The 18398-nt window shown below is 64.7% G+C and carries 14 protein-coding genes and 1 pseudogene; 4 read left to right on the top strand and 11 right to left on the bottom strand.

The genetic code is table 11. The features are described 5' to 3' along the window. The 3 genes and pseudogenes from SM452_RS29455 to SM452_RS29445 form a co-directional block, all read left to right on the top strand. Positions 1-89, top strand: a pseudogene (locus SM452_RS29455) (IS5/IS1182 family transposase); the annotation flags it as partial. Positions 90-957: 868 nt separating this feature from the next. Then, positions 958-3159: a PEP/pyruvate-binding domain-containing protein gene (locus tag SM452_RS29450; protein WP_463841141.1), complete on the top strand. Its 2202-nt coding sequence runs from the start codon at positions 958-960 to the stop codon at positions 3157-3159. A 240-nt stretch (positions 3160-3399) separates the two neighbouring features. After that, a complete protein-coding gene (locus SM452_RS29445) occupies positions 3400-4041 on the top strand; it encodes an HAD family hydrolase (protein WP_463841140.1) in 642 nt (213 codons plus the stop codon). A 59-nt stretch (positions 4042-4100) separates the two neighbouring features. Here the strand turns inward: SM452_RS29445 and SM452_RS29440 are convergent, their stop codons facing one another. Beyond that, entirely contained in the window at positions 4101-5090 is a 990-nt protein-coding gene (locus tag SM452_RS29440; protein WP_463841139.1) for a phosphoribosylaminoimidazolesuccinocarboxamide synthase, read from the bottom strand. A 15-nt stretch (positions 5091-5105) separates the two neighbouring features. After that, positions 5106-6104, bottom strand: a complete 999-nt coding sequence (locus SM452_RS29435; protein WP_463841138.1) for a hypothetical protein — start codon at positions 6102-6104, stop codon at positions 5106-5108. A gap of 510 nt (positions 6105-6614) precedes the next feature. On the opposite strand from SM452_RS29435, the gene tmk reads away from it, so the two are divergent. After that, positions 6615-7241 (top strand): dTMP kinase, encoded by a 627-nt coding sequence (gene tmk / locus SM452_RS29430; protein WP_463841137.1) that lies wholly within the window; start codon positions 6615-6617, stop codon positions 7239-7241. 293 nt (positions 7242-7534) lie between these two features. Here the strand turns inward: tmk and SM452_RS29425 are convergent, their stop codons facing one another. From SM452_RS29425 to SM452_RS29385, 9 genes are all read right to left on the bottom strand, one after another. Beyond that, positions 7535-10645 (bottom strand): amino acid adenylation domain-containing protein, encoded by a 3111-nt coding sequence (locus SM452_RS29425; RefSeq protein WP_463841136.1) that lies wholly within the window; start codon positions 10643-10645, stop codon positions 7535-7537. A gap of 113 nt (positions 10646-10758) precedes the next feature. Next, positions 10759-12261, bottom strand: coding sequence for an amino acid adenylation domain-containing protein (locus SM452_RS29420; protein ID WP_463841135.1), 1503 nt, complete (start codon positions 12259-12261; stop codon positions 10759-10761). 32 nt (positions 12262-12293) lie between these two features. Beyond that, entirely contained in the window at positions 12294-12530 is a 237-nt protein-coding gene (locus SM452_RS29415; protein ID WP_463841134.1) for a phosphopantetheine-binding protein, read from the bottom strand. A 73-nt stretch (positions 12531-12603) separates the two neighbouring features. Beyond that, on the bottom strand, positions 12604-12987 hold the full coding sequence (locus SM452_RS29410; RefSeq protein ID WP_463841133.1) for a nuclear transport factor 2 family protein: 384 nt from the start codon (positions 12985-12987) through the stop codon (positions 12604-12606). Positions 12988-13035: 48 nt separating this feature from the next. Continuing rightward, the gene (locus tag SM452_RS29405) at positions 13036-14295 is read right to left on the bottom strand and encodes an MFS transporter (protein WP_463841132.1); all 1260 of its coding nucleotides are present in this window, start codon (positions 14293-14295) and stop codon (positions 13036-13038) included. A 377-nt stretch (positions 14296-14672) separates the two neighbouring features. Continuing rightward, positions 14673-14933 carry a phosphopantetheine-binding protein gene (locus tag SM452_RS29400; RefSeq protein WP_463841131.1) on the bottom strand — a complete coding sequence of 87 codons (261 nt, stop codon included), beginning with the start codon at positions 14931-14933 and terminating at the stop codon, positions 14673-14675. After that, a complete protein-coding gene (locus SM452_RS29395) occupies positions 14934-15395 on the bottom strand; it encodes an LLM class flavin-dependent oxidoreductase (protein ID WP_463841130.1) in 462 nt (153 codons plus the stop codon). Positions 15396-15402: 7 nt separating this feature from the next. Continuing rightward, positions 15403-15741: a hypothetical protein gene (locus SM452_RS29390; RefSeq protein ID WP_463841129.1), complete on the bottom strand. Its 339-nt coding sequence runs from the start codon at positions 15739-15741 to the stop codon at positions 15403-15405. Beyond that, the gene (locus tag SM452_RS29385; RefSeq protein ID WP_463841143.1) at positions 15738-18101 is read right to left on the bottom strand and encodes a beta-ketoacyl synthase N-terminal-like domain-containing protein; all 2364 of its coding nucleotides are present in this window, start codon (positions 18099-18101) and stop codon (positions 15738-15740) included. The genes SM452_RS29390 and SM452_RS29385 overlap by 4 nt, the downstream gene beginning before the upstream one ends. Positions 18102-18398 lie beyond the last annotated feature (297 nt).

Raw genomic sequence — 18398 nt, 5'->3', positions numbered from 1 at the left:
AGCTGCGTTGCTGTCCCCGCCGCGCCACGGCGATCGTGCAGGCCATCCTCGTCCTGCACCGCGTCGAGACCAGCCGCTACTCAGGATGAAAACGGCTCACTCATGTCGCGACGCGAACGCCGGGCCAGCGTTTGCCGGGGCGGTGGAGGGCGACGCATGCCGGGAGATCTTCCGGCCGGCTCCGGACGCGCAGGCGTGCCAGGCGGCCTGAGAGCGTGCTTGAGCGGGCGTTGATTAGGTCCAGGTGAACACAGGCGACCAGACCGGACGACGTACCGGATCGCGTGCACGATCTCTCGCCCGGGGTGCCATTGGAGCCGCCCGTCGGCACTCAGCTTCGGCAGCAGCGGCTCGCCCAAGCCCAGCGGGCGCCGCTCAGGCCCGACGGGTAGCCACGACGCGCCATTTGCCCGCCGGCCACACGTGGTCGAGCAGCCAGCAGGTCTACCTCAAACCGGCGACAACGTGCTCTGACAGTCCATGAGGCAAACGCCTACGGCTTGTTCCGAACCGAGGTCAGCACGAGTGACATGACCGAGTAGGGTCACGCCGCCTCCTATGCCCCCGTGGATCGGCAGACTGAACAGCGCACAGGCTTCGCACGCCCCAGGTTTGCCGGCCTGAAAGCTACCCGACCACAAGGGATGGTCGCAAGCGCCACCCAGGTTCGTGACACCTTATCTCCGCATGCTCCTCACGGCGCCCGAGGAGCGGGTGGCCGAGAGGGCAACGCGGGTTGTCAACCCCACAACCTGTCGCTATGTTGTCTGCGAAATTGCGTAGGCCAGGCTCGGCACGACGGGGAGGTTCTGGTGAACGAGCGCGGCCACGACTGTTCTCATCGCAGCGCGGAATTCCTTGCGGAGAGGTCCGTTCGGCCCCCTGTACCGCTGCCGACAATTCTCCACGCTATCAGCCTTCTGACTCACACATTTCCATCCACGGGAGACGCCTGACATGTCCGTCAAGAAACTTGTACTTCTGGATGAGGGCAGCTGGGCCCTGATGATAGAAGAGAGCAACGTCAGAGCGCTACAAAGGTACAACGGCTCGATGGCGAACCTCGACATCGAGCATTACCTTTCGACAGGAACCAGCAGGTATTACAAGGGCTATTTCGATGAAGCGCAACTGGCTCACGTCAGAGCGGGCATCGTCAAATTCTTGTTGAACCAGGCCCAATATGATCGATGCGTCTCGGAAATCCACAACGTCATGGCGAGGCTGCGACACTCGGACGAGGCGTTCGCCGGTTTGAATCTGTCCGAGCAGTTCGATCTGTACTGCGACCTGCTGTGCGAGTACATCGCGTATTACAACTCCGTCATCACCGACACCTTCTACCAGAACGTCTTCGACCTGGTGGATGCGGAACTCCCACCGGACACGCGTTTCGCGGCCAAAGCGATCAAGGATTCGCTGTTCGCAACGAACAACAATGAACTGCTGACCCACCTGCAGACGGTGGACATGCTGGCCATGTCTCAGAAGTATCTGGGCGGCCACAGCGTGGACGAGGAAGTCGAGCGGTTCGTTGAGAACTACCGATCGACGACCATCTCGTCCGCGAGCCCGAACGGCATCACGTCGAACGAGGTCAGAGAGCATCTTCTGCGGCAGACTCCGGACAGCGTACGGCTGGAGCAGGCGTTTCTGGACAACCTGCACCTTAGATACGCCAATGCTGAGACGTGGAGTGAGCGGACCGCCTCCGCGTTGCACCTGAGTGACTCGACAAGAATGCTCATCCGACACACCTGCGAACTGTCTTATCTGAAGATCTTGATGCGGGAGGAGTTCCAGAAGTTCAAGGTCACCGTACGGCGTCGCTTCCTGCGAGAACTCATACAAGAAGTCGGAAAGCACCAGTTCGACTACATGCGGATAGACGAGATCGCCGACTTCATCCGCAGCGGTCGAAGAGTTCCCGATGCCGAAATTGCGATACGGCGAGGGCTGTCAGTGTTCGAACTCAACGGCGATGACATCTCCTTCTCGAACTCGCTGCCGCCGCACGTCGAGGTGGCGGGCGGCCGAGGCTCCTCACACGAGCTGTCCGGAGACGTCCTCATCGGGGCTGGGTCGAAGCGATACCGTGTCAAGAAGGTCGAACAGCACGAAGAAGGCCTGAGCAGCTTCGACGAGTTCATAGAGGCAAACGAGGCCAGAGGGGATGTCGCCGTCATCACCAACGTCCTGCGACCGTACCTCGTGCCGAAACTGCGGGGCTTCGGAGCGCTGATCACCCAGTACGGTGGGTACACCTCGCACGCCTCAGTGCTTTGCCGCGAACTGGGCATCAACAGCATGATCAGCGTCAACGGCCTCTTGGACGCCTTGGAAACGGGTGACCACATCGAGGTCGACTTCGATCGCGGTGTCATAAGGCTGGTCAATGCCGAACAGTTGCAGGCGGCAATGACTGAACTGGTGGTCGAGTTGGACAGCGACCGGTCCTACGCCACCGACGAGGTGGGCGCCAAGGCGGCGAACCTGATGAGGATCAACAAGACGGCCAGAATTGCGGAAGGCTTCGTGATACCCAGTCATGCGATGCGACGCATCGATGAGGAGGAGGTTCAGGGAGTCGTACTGAACAGGCTTGCCTCCTTGAAATGCGATCAAGTTGTGGTTCGGTCGTCCCACGCGAGCGAGGACAGCAGCACCGGCTCATATGCCGGCCTGTTCGAGAGCTACGTGAACGTGGACGCCGGCGATCCCCACAAGGTCATCGAACTGGCCAAGGCTGTATACGCTTCGCAGCGAGCTGATTCGGTGGACCGCTACGGGGGAGCGGAAGGAGACATGTCCGTAGTGGTGCAGGAGATGATCTCCGCAGACATCTCCGGCGTGGTCCTGACCTCCAACGCCTTCGACGGCTACGATTACCTGCTGCTCGAGTACGTAGTCGGGGATCTGTACCACCTGATGCAGGGCGACGTCACTCCGCTGATCTCCTACATCAAGAAGGTCGACGTCATCGACGGCAAGGACAACTATGGCGCGTATCCGGCGATCATCACCGAGCCTCTTGCGAGGCTGTTCAAGTCGTTGGCGAAGACTGCGGTAGACCTCGAACGTCAGTTCTCCCGCAAGGTGCAGATCGAATGGGGGATCAAGGACGAGAGATTGTACATCTTCCAAGTTCGGCCCTACTAGCAGGATCCACGACGTAGCGTGCGATCGTGTCGGCCAGACAGACACCCCCGTCAGGTTCCTGCCGCATTAGGAGAGGTCACCCTTCGAGCGTCGGACGAGCCAGCGGCTCCGGCCGAGGGATCAATCTGGAGAACGCGATCGCCGCTAAGCGGGCCTCAGAGGTCCGTTGCCCTGTCAGTGATTGCCGTTGATTCGTGATGGCGCATGTGGCCGCGCCCACTGCGGAAGGGCTTCAAGCGAGTGAAGAAGTACGTTCTCTTCGATAACGATGGCGTCCTGGTGGATACCGAGTCCTGGTACTACGCAGCCGGGGCTCGCGCCTTGGCGGACATTGGCCTCACCCTGGACAGAGATCAATACCTTCGAGACATGGCGCTGGGCTCGGCGACCTGGCGTCCGGCCAGGGCGGCGGGCCTCGACGGTCCGGCCCTCAAGAGGCTGCGTACGGCTCGGAACGAGTACTATCAGGAGTATCTGCGCACCGAACCCATCGACATCGAGGGCGTTGTCGAGACGCTCGGCGAACTCTCGAAACACGTCCGGATGGCCATCGTGACGACGTCGAAGCGGGCGGACCTCGAAGTCATCCACGAGAAGCGCCAGATATGTCGATTCATGGACTTCGTGCTGGCCCGAGAGGACTACACGCTGGCGAAGCCGCACCCGGAGCCGTACCTGACCGGCTTGAAACGCTTCGGCGCCACCCGAGAAGAGACACTGGTGGTCGAGGATTCGTCCAGAGGGCTCGCCTCAGCCGCCGCTGCCGGCATCGACTGCGTCATCGTCCACAACGACTTCACGAAGATGCAGGACTTTTCGCAGGCAATCCATCGGATCGAGACCCTCAGCGAGCTGAAGGACATCGTCCTCGGCGCAAGCTGATGGCTTACACTCCAGGCCGACGCCGTCGCGTCGGCCTGGAGTGTCCACAGGCAGTGCCGTCAGAAATACTCGGGGAGTTCTTTGGCCAGCGCTTCGCGGATGCGGGCGCGCACTGAGACGGCAGGGTCGGCCTTCTGGAACGTCAGACCGGTCAGCCGCTCGTACAGGGCGATGTATTTGTTGCTGAACTCGATCAAGGTCTCGGCGGGGATCTCCGGAATGGGATCCTTGTAGGGATCGCACTGACGGGCGACCCACAGACGCAGGAACTCTTTGTCCAGGCTGTCCGGTTCCTGACCGTTCTCGAGCCACTGCTGGTAGGTCTCGGCGATCCAGTAGCGGCTCGAATCCGGCGTATGAATCTCATCCGCGACGACTACGGCGCCGTCTTCGTCAAGACCGAACTCATACTTGCTGTCCACCAGGATGAGCCCCCTCTTGGCCGCGAGCTCTTGCCCGCGGGCGAACAGCGCCAGGCTCTTCTGCGTCAGCTCGTGCCAGTGTTCGGCCGTCAACAGCTTGGACTCCAGGATCTCAGCAGCCGTGATCGGCACATCATGCCCGCCCTGAGCGGGCTTCGTGGTCGGCGTGACGATCGGTTCGGGCAGCCGCTGGTTCTTCTTCAGGCCGTCGGGGAACTCGATGCCGTACAACACCCTTTCACCTCGGGCGTACATCGGCCAGATGCTGGTGTTCGTAGAACCCGTGAGGTAGGCCCGGACCACGATCTCGATCGGCAGCATGTCGAGGTCTTTGACCATGACGACGTTCGGGTCCGGGTAGGAGATCACATGATTGGGACATACGTCCGCGGTCGCATCGAAGGAGTACCGGGCCGTCTGGGTCAGCACCTGTCCCTTGTACGGCACTGCGGCCAGAACCTGATCGAACGCGGATTGGCGGTCGGTCGAGATCAGCAGCCGTCGCCGATCCGGCAATTGGTAGGAGTCACGCACCTTGTTACGGGTGAAGCCCGGCAGTTCAGGGTACTGCGCATCGGTCAGGCAATTATCCAAGATTGGCGACTCGCTGGCCGGTCGAGCAATCAAGGCGGCACCTCTTACTCAGGGGACGGGATGAGCACTGTTCTGGAGAGCGGCCTCATTGTAGCGGTTGCGACGGCTCCTGCCCGACGCGGTCGTGGCCAACGCGAGGTCCATGGCGGACAGGAGTGTCCCCATGCCGCCGGGAGCGAATATGTCGAGGTTCATGAAATAGACGTCGCGGCTTTCGCAGAAGTCGTCCAGCATCTTGTCCACCCGATTCATGTGCTCGCCGAACGCGAACGGATCTGCACCGAAGTAGTCCGCGATGTCCTCCTTCAACTCCCAGTTCCTGACCGCCTCGGAAAAGAACTGCAGATTCGCTCGGGCGTGGCTGGCCGGCATGGCCTCTACCAATGTCTCCCCGTCCGTTCGGTACTTGACCCAGAACACTCCTCCGATGGGCAGCCATCCCTCGTGCACGTCGAAGTCCTGCCGATTTAGGGGGACGTAGAGTTCTCGGCCTCCCTCTCGCACCCGGATATTTGACTTCACGCCGCAGACCGAGTCACCGTCGACGATCAGGTGGGTGTTCGCGACGAATGCGGCTCCACCTCGGCACAGGGCCTTCACCAGCTCGGTCTTCCCACTTCCGCCTCGCCCCAGAAGCATGAATGCTCGTCCTTCATAGGCGACCGCCGCCCCCTTGAGGTGAAGCATCTCCGACTTCAGGGCGCACACCGTGAGCACGTACTTGATGATGTAACTCCAGATGATCTTTCCGGGATCATGGTGGGAGAACGCGATGTTCCTGTCATCTATGATTTTGAGCCTCGCGGGCCGTCCGAAGGTGTGGCCTCGGTAGGACCCTTGGCGCATGATCTTTTCCCGGTAGGTCGTGGGATCATCGAAGATGACGTCGTCCTCGCAGCAGATGAAGATGTTGACCGTCGGTTTCGTCGGATCCGGCACCTCCCGGATGCTGACCATCTTCGTGTCCCACGGCGAGCGGGAATGAATTTTCAGCTGGACCGTCTCCAGATCGCACCAGGCGATGTGGTCGAATTTGCTTGTTTCCATTGCTCGTCACCTTGAAAGGTAGATTGGTTTCTTGAAGTTGTGACGATCTGCCTCGGCAGCGAGGCAGATCCGGCTTGGGCGTTCGAGGGCGCACCGAACCGGTGATGTTAGGTGAGTTCCACGAGCTGTCGCAACGACCCGGGCGTATGCGATGCCACCAGGGCCAGTACTTAAACCGCGACTGCTGGATCGCAGTTTGGCTGGTAGTCGGCCGTCGCACCGCCACGCCGGCGCCGGTGGTCCAATCGCCCCCGTCGATCGACCGACGATGATGCGCTAGGCCGAGCGGCATGTTCATGGGGGCAGCGCTTGGAACCTTGCAATGGTAGGCTCCGCCGATTGGACGGCGCAGTAACTTGGCGACGGGACAAAGCGGGGCGGATCCCGCCGACACCCTGAGGAACCGCGCCGTCACAGAACCATAATCCAGATACCAGGATAAAGCACGCCGGGTCTCATTGAACGGAGTCGGCAGCGCATCGGGCGAGGCAACGGGGAGCCGATAATTCGATGAACAAGCCGATATGGATTGTATTTGAGGGCATTGACGGCAGCGGCAAGACGACCCAGGCGAAGCTTCTGAATGCCCATCTGAATGGCTGCGGCGTCAAGAGCGTGTACAAGCACGTCTTCGACAGCGACGGAGGCAGGCTGCTCCGCGAGATTTTCATCAACAACACCTTCAGCAACACGGTGGAGATCCTGCTGCTGTGCGCGGCGAGGCAGGCGTTTCTGGATGGCCTTGCGGCATGGGAGGAAGAAGAATACGAGGTGATAATCGTCGACAGGTTCTTCCTGTCGATCCTCTCGATGCAGGGAAACGATGACGAGGACGTGGAGCTCATCAATTACATACAACGCAGCATCTGGAAAGGAAGAGATCGTCCCATCATTTTCCACGTCCACACGTCGCCCGAGGAGTGCAAGAAGAGGCTGAGCGGCAGAGACGTCCCCGATCGCATCGAGAAGAAGGGAGTCGAGTTCCATCGGATGGTGTCGGAGAGATACCTGGCGCTGTTGCGCAACGACGAGGACGTCTATCACTTCGACGGTGACGGTGCCGTCGAAGACGTACACAGGACCATCGTGGACACTGCCTCTCTCCTGTTGGGGAGCACCGAGCCAGGACACGAGTGAGCCCTCAGCCGGACCGGTTCGCGACCGAGCCGGCCAGGCCGGCGGAGGAGGCCGACCGCAGCGGGCCAGCGGCGGCCTCCCAGCAGCACTCGAACCGGCAGGTCTCTGCCCTCCTTCGTGGCGATCGCGGGCTGCGCCCGACGGATCGACCCGAGAGAACGTCTCACGGCCACCAGGAAGACCAGGGCCTGTCCAGTCCGCCGCCGGTACGGAGCAGCCAGCCCCGCAAGCAGCCGCCCTGCTGGCAGCGCCCATGGCCGGCGCCGTACAACGCCGCGGCCTCGGCAGGCAGATCACATGCTCGACCGGCTGAACTCGCCGGCGTACTGTGCGAGCACCTCGGTCAAGGTCTTCAGCAAGTCGCGCAGAGCGGTCCCACCGATGCCGTCGGCCCGGCAGGACGCCACCAGTTCCCAGCCGCCCTCTCCCTGCGGGATCGCATGGATCAAAAGCTCCATGGCGGTCGAAGGCGGGCTAACCCGGAGCGGCCGGTACCGTACGTTTGGTCTCAGCTCGCCCGAGGGCGGCTCATGCTGCACGACCGCCCAGGTCTGGAACCAGGGGTGCCTACCCCGGGCCGGAGCCAGCACGCGAACCAGGTCGTCGAAAGGAACCAGCGGTCGCTGCATGGCGCCCCGGAACTGTTCAGCCGACTCGGTCAGCACCTGGCGGCCCGCTGACTCCCCTGCTGTACGCAGCGCCAAGGGCAGCGGCTCGACGAAGTAGCCGATGACACCGTCGAAGTGCGGATCAGGTCTTGCGGGTGCGACGGTGCCGACGCAGACCTGCCCGACACCAAATGTCCGAGCCACTGCCCGAGCTACCGCCGCTGACAGCACCGAGGCGGTCGGCGACCCCGACCGGGACGCGATCGCCCGTAGCCCGCTCACCAGTGGATCCGGCAGCACACGGCTCAGCTCGATGCGCGGGCCGTCAGGCGAGGGCGAGAGCGGTGGCGCGAAGGCTGGGGCGATCGGCGGCTCCAGGACAGCCCGCCACTGGCGCAGCGCCGTGGCGGTGCCGGTCTCACCGCCTGTGCGCTCCCTCCGGCTGTAGGCGGCGTAGGGCGGGAGATCCGGAAATATCGGCTGCACATCGGTCGCTCGGGCCCGATAAGCGACCGCGAGATCGGCCATCAGGATCCGTTCCGACCAGCCGTCAAAGGCGATGTGGTGGAGGTGCAGACCCAGCAGGTACCGGTCCTCACCGAGCCGACTCACCCTCACTCGGAAAGGTGGTTCGACCTCAAGATCGAACGGTGTCTGCCACCAGTCCGCCGTCAATCGCCGGAGCGCGGCCTCGACGTCCTCCCCAGCACGAGCTGGAACCATTTCGAAGTCGAACGGCGTCGGTGCGACGAGCCGCGCGACTGCCGTCCGACCCGCCGAGGGGTAGACCGTTCGGAGTACGGCATGGCGCTCGATGACATCCTCGAAGGCCATCCGCAGTATCCGTGGTTCCCAATCGCCGGTGACCAGGTAGGCGAGAACCACCATGTTGTCGGCAGCGCCGGGGTGGAACTGCTCCGCCAGCCAGAACCGCGTCTGCGCGTGCGACAAGGGCGCGTCGGCCGCCGAGGAGCTTTCCTGCCGACCGACGTCCGCTCCGGCCCGCTCGACCGCCGTGTTCAGCAGCCCTTGAACCGTCGGCGTTCGATAGACATCCGTCAGACCGATCGGGGATGGCAACATCACGGCAGCCCGCGACGCGAGTCTGACCACGTCCAGCGAAGTGGCGCCGGCGATGAACAGATCGTCGTCGAGCCGCAGGTCCGGGACGCCGAGCAGGGAACGCGCGGCCGAGAGGAACGCTATGTCCGGATCAGAGGACGAAGCCGCGCCGGCGCCGATCTCCGGGTCCGTCTCCCGGACAATGAGCTCCGCCATCGCCTGCACCTGGGAAACGTCCACTTTGCCCGTCGGCCCGAGCGGGAGATGGTCGACCCGGCGCATGATCGCGGGAATCATGGCCGGGACAAGCTGCCCGGCAACGAACGTCCGAAGCACCTCCGCCGTGGGAGCCACCGGATCTGCGCTCTCGAACAGGGCCACCAGGCGGGGTCGATCATCTCTCCCCGCTCTCACGACCGAGCAGGACCGGACCCCCGGATGCCGTTCCAGGCTGGCTTCGACCTCGCCGGGCTCGATCCGGACGCCGTTTACCTTCACCTGGCGGTCCAGCCGTCCGCGGTAGCGGAACATCCCGTCCTCGAGGACCGCCAGATCACCCGTTCGGTAGTGCCGGACACCGTCGAGCTCGACGAAAGCCCGCCCGGTGGCCTCCGGGTCCCCCAGATAACCCAGGGCGAGACCGTCGCCGGAGACAAGAAGCTCACCCGGTCGGCCCGCCGGCAAGGGCTGCAATGCCTCGTCCACGACGACCACACCGGTGCCCGGCACCGGTCGTCCGATGGGGACATCGGTGGCAGGCGCCCGGACGTACCGAGGGCTGACGAGCTGCGTCGTGGCGAAAATGGTGCTCTCCGCCGGTCCGTAACCGTGCACCACCGCAAGCTCCGGGATCCGGTCGAGCAGCCGCCGCAGGTGCTCCACGGAGACGCGCTCGCCGCCGACGAGGACCAGCCGGAGGGCGCCAAACAGGTCCATCGCCTCATCGACGAACACGTTGAACAACGAACTCGTGAGCCAGAGACTGTTCACGCCCTGCTCAACGGCGTTCTGCAGAGCCGCCACGTCGAGCGCCGGAGCGTCCACATCGAGCAGTACGCAACACCCGCCGTTCAACAGTGGGGCCCACAGCTCCAGCGACAGTCCGTCCCAGGGCAACGGCGCGGCCTGGAGGAAGACCGTGTCGGCATCGAGGGGCACGTCATCGTTACCAACCAGCACCCGGACCGAGCCGCGGTGCGGTGATACGACCCCTTTGGGCTGTCCGGTCGAGCCCGAGGTATAGAAGACGCACGCGGCCTGCGCGCCGCTCAGCCCAGGCGGCGGTACCGCCATGCCGTCCACCAGCAGGTCCGGAACGCCCAGCCGCACGACACCGACCGGAGGGGGAGCGCCGTCCTCCGGGGCGACCAGGAAATCGGCACCGCTACCGGCCAGTACGTACTCGCGCCGGCCACCCGGCCAACGGGGATCCATTGCCAGGTAGGCCGCGCCGGTGGTCAGCACGCCCAGCAACACGCCGACGAATTCTGGCGAGCGCGGCAGACACACCGGGACGAACATGCCCGGTCCGACCCCCCGCTTCATCAGGCCACAGGCCACCCGGTCCGCCATGGCGACCAGGTCACGGTAGGAGAGCACCTGGTCGGCCTGTCGTATCGCGGCAGCATCGGGGGTGAGTCGTGCGTGATGACGGACGACCTCTTCGATCCGGTCACCATTCGCATACGCCGCGGGCCCGAGGCTGCGCGACAACCGGCTCAGAGGCCCGTTCACGCCAGCATCCCGGGCGCGGTCCGGTCACGGTCCGACGGGTGCGGAACCGCCATGGCGGTGCTCCTTCCTCGGTAAGTGGGACGCCCCCTGGGCGCCTACCGACGGAACGCCTGTCACGATCGGCGCACGGTGGATGTCACCCATTCCGGCACAGGTAGCGCGCGCCGATCGACCTTGCCGTTCCTCGTGACGGGCAGATCGTCCAGCACCACGTACCGGGCCGGTATCAGGTGAGCCGGCAGCTTGGCGGACAGAGCTCGCCGCAGTTGAGGCACGTGCAGTTCGGCGCCGGGCGACAGGACGAGGTAGGCGACCAGACGTTTGTCACCGGCCCTGAACTCCTGGGCGGTGACCGCCGCCCGGCAGATCGTTGGCTGCTCGATCAAAGCGGCTTCCACCTCCGCGGGCTCGATGCGGTGCCCGCGAACCTTCATCTGGTCATCGATCCGACCGAGGAACTCCAGCGCCCCGTCGTCGCGCGCCCGGACCAGGTCGCCGGTCCGGTAGGCGCGGGAGTGCGGACTGCCCGGCTCGGGAACGAACTTGCGACTGTTCTCGGCGGGGTCCTGCCAGTAGCCGAGTGACACTCCATCGCCGGCGATCCACAGCTCGCCCGCCTCACCGGCAGCGGCGGGCCGGCCCTCTCGCGTCATGATCCACAACCGGACCCCGGGGATCGCCTGGCCGATCGGCACTGGATGACCGGCATCTTCGGGCGTCGACATACGATGACAGGAAGCGAATGTCGTGGTCTCGGTCGGGCCGTAGCCGTTCACCACGACTCGACCCGGCACCGCCTCCAGCGCCCGCCGCACGTGATCTGGGGAGAGCACGTCACCACCCGCGAGCAGCTGGGTCACCGGTTCAAGCGCCGAGAGGTCCGTGTCGACGATCCGGTGGAACAGCGCGGCGGTCAGCCACATCGTGTCGACCGTATGGTGCGCGAGTACTTCACCCATCCGGTCGTTCTCGAGCAGATCCTCGGGTGCGATCACCAATCGAGCCCCGTTGAGGAGGGCGCCCCAGATCTCGAACGTCGAGGCGTCGAACGAGAGCGGAGCGAATTGCAGCACCGTTCGGACCGGGCTCAGATCCACATAGTTGACGCCGGTCGCCAGATTGACCACGTTGTGGTGTGAGACCACGATTGCCTTCGGCCGGCCGGTGGTGCCCGACGTGAACATGACATACGCCGGGTCCGAAGGCCGACGCTCAGGCTCGACGAACACGTCGATCATCGCCTCGTGCTCCACCTGATCCAGCCAGAGCATGTCCGCGGCAATCTCACCGACCTTGTCCTGAACGGCGGCAGTCGTCAGCACCAGCGCGGACCCGCACTGCTCGATCATCTCGGCGATCCGGGCCCGGGGGTACGCCGGATCGAGCGGCACGTACGCGCCGCCGGCCTTCAAGACGGCCAGCAGCGCGACGATCGTCTGCGCCGAACGGCCGAGCAGGACACCCACGAACCGGCCCTGGCCGCCACGACTGCCGATGACTCCGGCCAGGGCCGTCGCTCGGCGATCCAACTCGGCGTAGGTCAGGCGCTCCCGGTCGTCCTCGACGGCGAGCGCCCCGGGCCTGGAGTGCACAAGGTCGGCGAACACACCGTGCACGGTTCGTGATGATGTGTGTGTCGACGCTCGGGTCACGCGTCGCCCCTGCGCACCGCATCCGCGAGTGCCGACACCGTGGAATGACGTAGGACCGCTCCCGCCCGCATGGATATTCCCGCCGCCCGGGCCTGCCGGGCCACCGCGAGCGCCAGCAACGAGTCACCGCCGAGATCGAAGAAGTCGTCCTGGGGGGTGACAACGACACCCAGCTCGGCCTCCCAGATCGCGGTGAGTTTCAGCACGATCTCATCCTCTACCAGGTTCGACATTGTCGATATCCTTTCTTCTCCTCGGTGGGCGAAGGGGCCGCGAGAATGGTGATCCCGCGATCTCAGCCGGTGTTCAGACGAGCGGCGTGAAGAAATAGGTGTCGCGCCGGAAGAATTTTCCGTCCTCGCCGAGAACGAAGAAGTCGGCGAATCGCAAGGTCACGTCCTGGCCGCTGTGCAGCGTCCCTGCGAAGGAACCGGTCACCGCCACCCGAGAGTGTGAGCTCATCACACTCTCCACCGCGTGGTGTCCGCTCTTGATGACTCTTTCTTCACGGTAGAACCGCTCGAGCTCGCCCCTGCCTCGAATCGGCGGGTAGCCGGGGCGCTGATAGACCGCGTCCTCAGCGAAGAGTTGCACCAGTTCAGTGATGTCGCCGCTGTCCACCAAGTCGTAGTAGCTACGCACTCGCGCTTCCGTCATCGAGAGCGCCCCATCAGCAGCTTCCTGGTCCACGTTCGCCGCCCTCCTCGTCGATACATCCCGATACGGCGCGTCGGGAATTCAGCTTGGGCTTGCCGAACTGCTGAGAACGGTGCGTGAACTCGCCCAATGCTTCTCGATCAGCGCACAGACCCATCCGGCCACGGCAACCACCACCGCCAGCGCGATCCACCCGGCCGTACCCCCGTTGAGGCAGACCGGGATGACGATGGCCGGCGCAACCGCGGCGGCGAACCCTTGCCCCAGGCCCATGAGACCCTGGTACTGCCCTTGTGCCTCCGGCTGGGCCAGAGCGAAGGACAACTCGAAGGTCCCGCCCACCTGCCATACCTCAGCCAGCGAGTGCACCAGCACAGCGACCAGCAGCAGCACGACGGCGATCCACGCCGCGCGGTCCGCAGAGAACGCCATCATGATCCACGCCAGGATAAAAAGGGGTCCGGACAGCGTGATCAAACGCGCCGCGGACCGAGGACCATCGATGGAGCGCGTCGCGGGAAGCTGAATCAATGCGACCGTGATCGACCCGACGAACAGCACCAACGCCGCCATCGAACGCGGCGCGTCCGTCTTCAGCACGATCCACACCGGAAGTGCCTGGACCAGCACCCAGCCCTGCAGGCTCGCTATCGAGGCAGCGAGCGTCAGACCCAGATAATGACGGTCGCGTAGAGCAACCCACCTACGTTGTTTCTCAGCGGAGTCCGGGTTCTGGGCCACTCGCGTCGGTGGAAGGTGAGCTATCCGCGACAGGATGGCCGCAGCGAGCAGGAAGGTGAGTGTGTCGCTGACGATGAGGAAGACATAGGCCGGACGGGTGTCGATGGCGAGAGCAATGGCTGCCGTGAGGGTGCCGATCGCAAGCCCGACGTTCGTCACTGCACGCAGGTAAGAGCGCAACCGTGCGCCCTTGCCCTTTTCGGCCAGTACCCCGATCATCGCGCCGCGGGCGCTCCCCGCGCCCGCCCTTCCGATAGCGGCAACGGCGGCCACGGCGATCAACGACCACAGATTTCCCACCAGCAGAAGGCTCGCGCTCGCCAGTGCCTCCAACAACATGGCGGCGATGACGACCTCCCGGGAGCCGCGGCGATCGGCAAAGTCACCGATCAGCAACCCCGCCCCGAAGCCGGCCAAGGATCCGACCGTCAGCCCGGTCCCGACCGCTGCCGGGCTCAGTCCGGTGAACTTGATGAGAAAGATGGTTCCCGCCGAGAGGAACATCCCCGTGCCGATGGTGTTCACGACAGTCGCTCGCGCCAGGAGTTTCTGCCGGCGATCTTCTGGAGCCCGCAGCGCACCGCTCAACCGGGACAGCATGCCCACACCGCTCATCGGCCGGCCCCGCCCGGAATCACAGCCGTGCCAGTCAGACTGTCCGCAGTGGCCCCAGCGGCGCCGGCGACTTCAAGGCCACGACCACGCCTCCGCGCGTCGACCTTCGTGACAGCTCCGACATGATTCAACGCGTTCTCCTCATCGTTGTTCGCCAACTCGCGGTTCGGTGTCGCCGGGTCAGGGTCGGGTCAGCAGCTGGCGACGAGTTCGCCGTCGAGCCGAGGGATGCGCCCTTACGCCCAGCGTGTGGAGGGCCGCCTGCACATAAGCGGATCCTTGGTGGTGGAGTGCGGTGTTGGCAGACATCGCCACGGTCCACGGACCCGACGTGCCGATCACCGTGCTCCACGGCCTTCGACCTACTCATCGTCGAGAAAGGCCGCCAGATTCCTGACCGTCGGGTGGGAGAAGACGTCCACGACCCTCAGGTGGGGCCAGCGCTCACGCAGCACCAGAACCACGCTGAGGATTGCGGCCGACGTCGCACCGAGGTCGAAGAATCCGGCATCGGGGTCGACTTCCTCGACGCTCAGGGCCTCCTTCCACACCTCTTGGAGAACCTCGACCGGATCGCCTTCAAGGTCGAGACCGGCCTCTGGAGCATGTACGCGATCAATCATTCATTGCCTCCCGCAAGGTCGTACCGACGGTGGGCGAACCTGGTGCCGCAGCGACTCGTGCAGCTCCCACCCGGAGCCGGCGATGACCACGCAGCCTGACGACGTCTTCGTGATCTCACTGCCCCGGCCGCCACTGACGATGTCGATGGTGGTGGTGACCATCTCGACCAGCACCGCCGGATTCTGAAATCTGCAGGCGGAGACCAGCACTCCGGGACGGGCTACCGAGGTCACCGCCGCGAGGTCGGCCAGAGTGTCGTACGCCTCCGGGACGGATTCGTCTGGGCCCCCTGCCGTGGCGATCTGGCGGAGATGATCCATCGTCCACGAGCTGTCGAAGCCGGCGGCCTCGGCCTCCCTGGCTACCCCCGCGGCCTGCTGGAAGAGCTCGTCGTCCGCGGCGCCGGCGAATGAGTGGCCGCTGAGCGGAAGTCCGACGCGGGTGAGCGACTGGCGGGCCATCCGGAACCTAACTACCGATCAGGGCGTCGATGTCGGCGGGGATGGCCACTGTCACCAGACCGAGTTCGAGCAGCTGCCGGCACAGGTCGTACGTCGGTCGGCGAATCTCCTCGAGTGGCAGTCCCGACTGCTCGGCGACACCGTCGAGCAGTCGACGAACGTTGCGCCGACCGTCGATCAGCAGCCAGGGCACCGTTGCGTCGCTGGCGATGACGTAGCGACCGATCAGCGTCTCCAGCAGTATGCCGCCCGTGGCACGTTCGCTGAGGTGCGCTGCGGCCTCACCCCGGCGGGCCGTCACATCCAACCCTCGGATGAGAACCGTGTCATCGTTGACGGCAGTCATGAGCCTGTATTCCGCTTGGCCAAACTGTTCTCGATGAACGCCGCTGAGTCGACGACGGTTGGTGCGACGAACGGCAGGTCGACCGGCAGTTTGAGCCCGAGCCCCTCGCTGAGCCGGGCGCCCACCTCCACCGCATAGATGGAGTCGCCGCCGAGTTCGGAGAAATTCACGTCGAGCGGGATGTGCTCGACCCCGAGAACCTCGCGCCAGACCTGCTCGATGAAGCTGGCGATGCTCCCGCCGCCCTCCGGCGCTGATCCGCCCGAGATACCTTCGGCCGGCGCGAAGGAACGGACCGGGCGATTGAGCCAGAATCGGTGGCGGGTGAACGGGTAGGCCGGAAGCGAAACACGCTGGCGCGCTTCTCCGGCATAGTAGGTGGCCCAGTTGATCGCGCCGCCCGCTCGCCATACCGCGTCCAGCACCTCAGCCAGGTCGAACGACGGACCGACCACCACTTGACCAGGGTCATGACGGGCAACCCAGTCCTCGTTCTCGCCACCGCTCGTGCAGGAGTCCAACGCGTCCGCCAGCGCCGCCGGGTCTGCCCCGCTGACCAGCCAGTGTGCGACCGGCCGAGCCCACACCGGCGCGTCCACCCGGGAGAAGGTAATTCCGAGCCGCTGCAGTATCCGGCCGAGGACCGCTGCCATCAGTGCACCGGCTCGCTGCGTCGGAAGGCCGTGCAACTCCGCTGATCCGGTGAACTCGGCGAGACCCGAACGCACCAGCGGTTCAGCGGCGAGAAGCCGCTTCCCGAGCTCGACCAGATCCGCAGGAGTGCCGGAGAAGGCCAGCGACATCCGGGCGGTGGACCGGCGGCTCTCCTCGGATGCCCGCAGCTTCGCGACCGCCTCAGCGATGCTGCTGACCACCGTCGACCAGCGTTTGACGAAACGCCCGCGCCCAACAGCGAGGGTGAAGGCGATGTCGGCCAGGTCAGCAGGGCCGGTCGACGTCATGGTCTCGAGCCGATCGGCCAACCGCTCGCGCATCCGCTGCAATTCGTCGCTGGTTCGGGCCGAGAGCACCAGCACGGAGCGTGGCCTCGTGCTCGGTGACGAAGGCACACGGGCCGCCTGGCCGAGAACGACGTGGGCATTGGATCCACCGAGGCCGAAAGAACTCACTCCGGCGACGCGGGGACCGTCCCCGGGCCAGGCAGCGGTCTGGGCGCTCATGACGAAGGGTGTCGACGCCATGTCGAGGTCGGGATTCGGAGTGTCGAACCCGGCCGTCCCCGGCAGCAGGCCTCTTTCCACCGCCAAAGTGGCCTTGAACAGTCCGGCCAGGCCTGACGCTGCGTCGGCATGGCCGATGTTTGCCTTCGCCGCGCCCAGGGTCATCGAGCCGGGCGGGCGGCCATCACCGGCGAAGACCCCTCGCAGTGCTTCGAATTCGACGGCATCGCCGATGGCGGTGCCGGTGCCGTGAGTCTCGATGTATCCGACCTGGCCGGGTAGAAAACCGGCGCGAGCAAGGGCAGCCCGGATCACCGCTTTCTGGCCGTCGACATTCGGCGCCGCGAATCCCGCACGTGATCCGCCGTCGTTGTTTACCGCCCAGCCATGGATCACCGCCCGGCGGTTGTCACCCTCAGCTTGTGCATCGTCGTCACGTCGGAGCACGACGATGCCGGCACCCGACCCGGGTACCGCCCCTGAGGCCCCGACATCGAAGGGGCGACAGCAGCCGTCCGCCGACAGGATTCCACCCTCACGATAGGTGTAGCCCTCGACATCTGGCGGCAGAAGACTGACGCCTCCGGCCAGAGCGATGTCGCAATCCCCAGCAGCCAACGACGAGCAGGCGAGCGCCACCGCGCTGAGCGATGTGGCACAACCGGTCTGCACGGTGATGGTGGGCCCGGTGAAGCCCAACTTGAACGCGAGTCGGGGCGCGAGGAAGTCCTTCTCGTTCGCCAGCGTGACGCGGACATCACCGAGGCGCCCACCGCCGGCCTCCTCAGGAGCCACGAAATCGCGGTAGTACAGGTTTTCACCACACCCGACGAACACCCCTACCACGGCGTCACGCTCGCCCGCATACCCGGCGTCGTCGAGGGCCTCGGCTGCCACCTCCAGAAGGACCCGCTGCTGCGGATCCATGATGACTGCCTCTGCCGGCGTCAACCGGAAGTGGTCCGCGTCGAACTGATCGACGTTGCTGACCTTGCCGACCGCGCCGACGAACTGGCCGTCACGCGTACCGCCGGGTACTGAACCCTCAGTCGTCCGGCTCACCGATACGACGCCGTCAAGGAGGTTCTGCCAGTATCGCGCGACATCATCCGCTCCGGGGAAGCGGCCAGCCATACCGATCACGGCGATCGGGCATCCACGAGGTGCTCTACTCCTCATCGGACTGGTCCCGCCAGGCACCGGAGGATGCTAGTGATGGCGTCGTAGTGCGCGCCGTACCGAACGAGGAAGAAAATTGCCGGGTCACCCGTAGACGGACGACATCTGTCGGAACTGTCCATAACGTACCCCCTCGCACCGAGGTGCGGTCGTGCTCGACGCTGGAGTCCATCACGCAGCAGTGTCCACTGCCTACGGATTCGGATCTGACCGAACACCTCTGCCGCGTGCCGGAGGACGATGGTTGGGTCGCATCAGGTGTCCGCTGAGGGAGAGGTCGTGTGGTCATGGCTCGGG

It is taken from the genome of Micromonospora sp. SYSU B005 (assembly GCF_055362685.1).
Note: the sequence above shows the minus strand (reverse complement) of the source record. Positions and strands in the feature narration are given on the sequence as shown.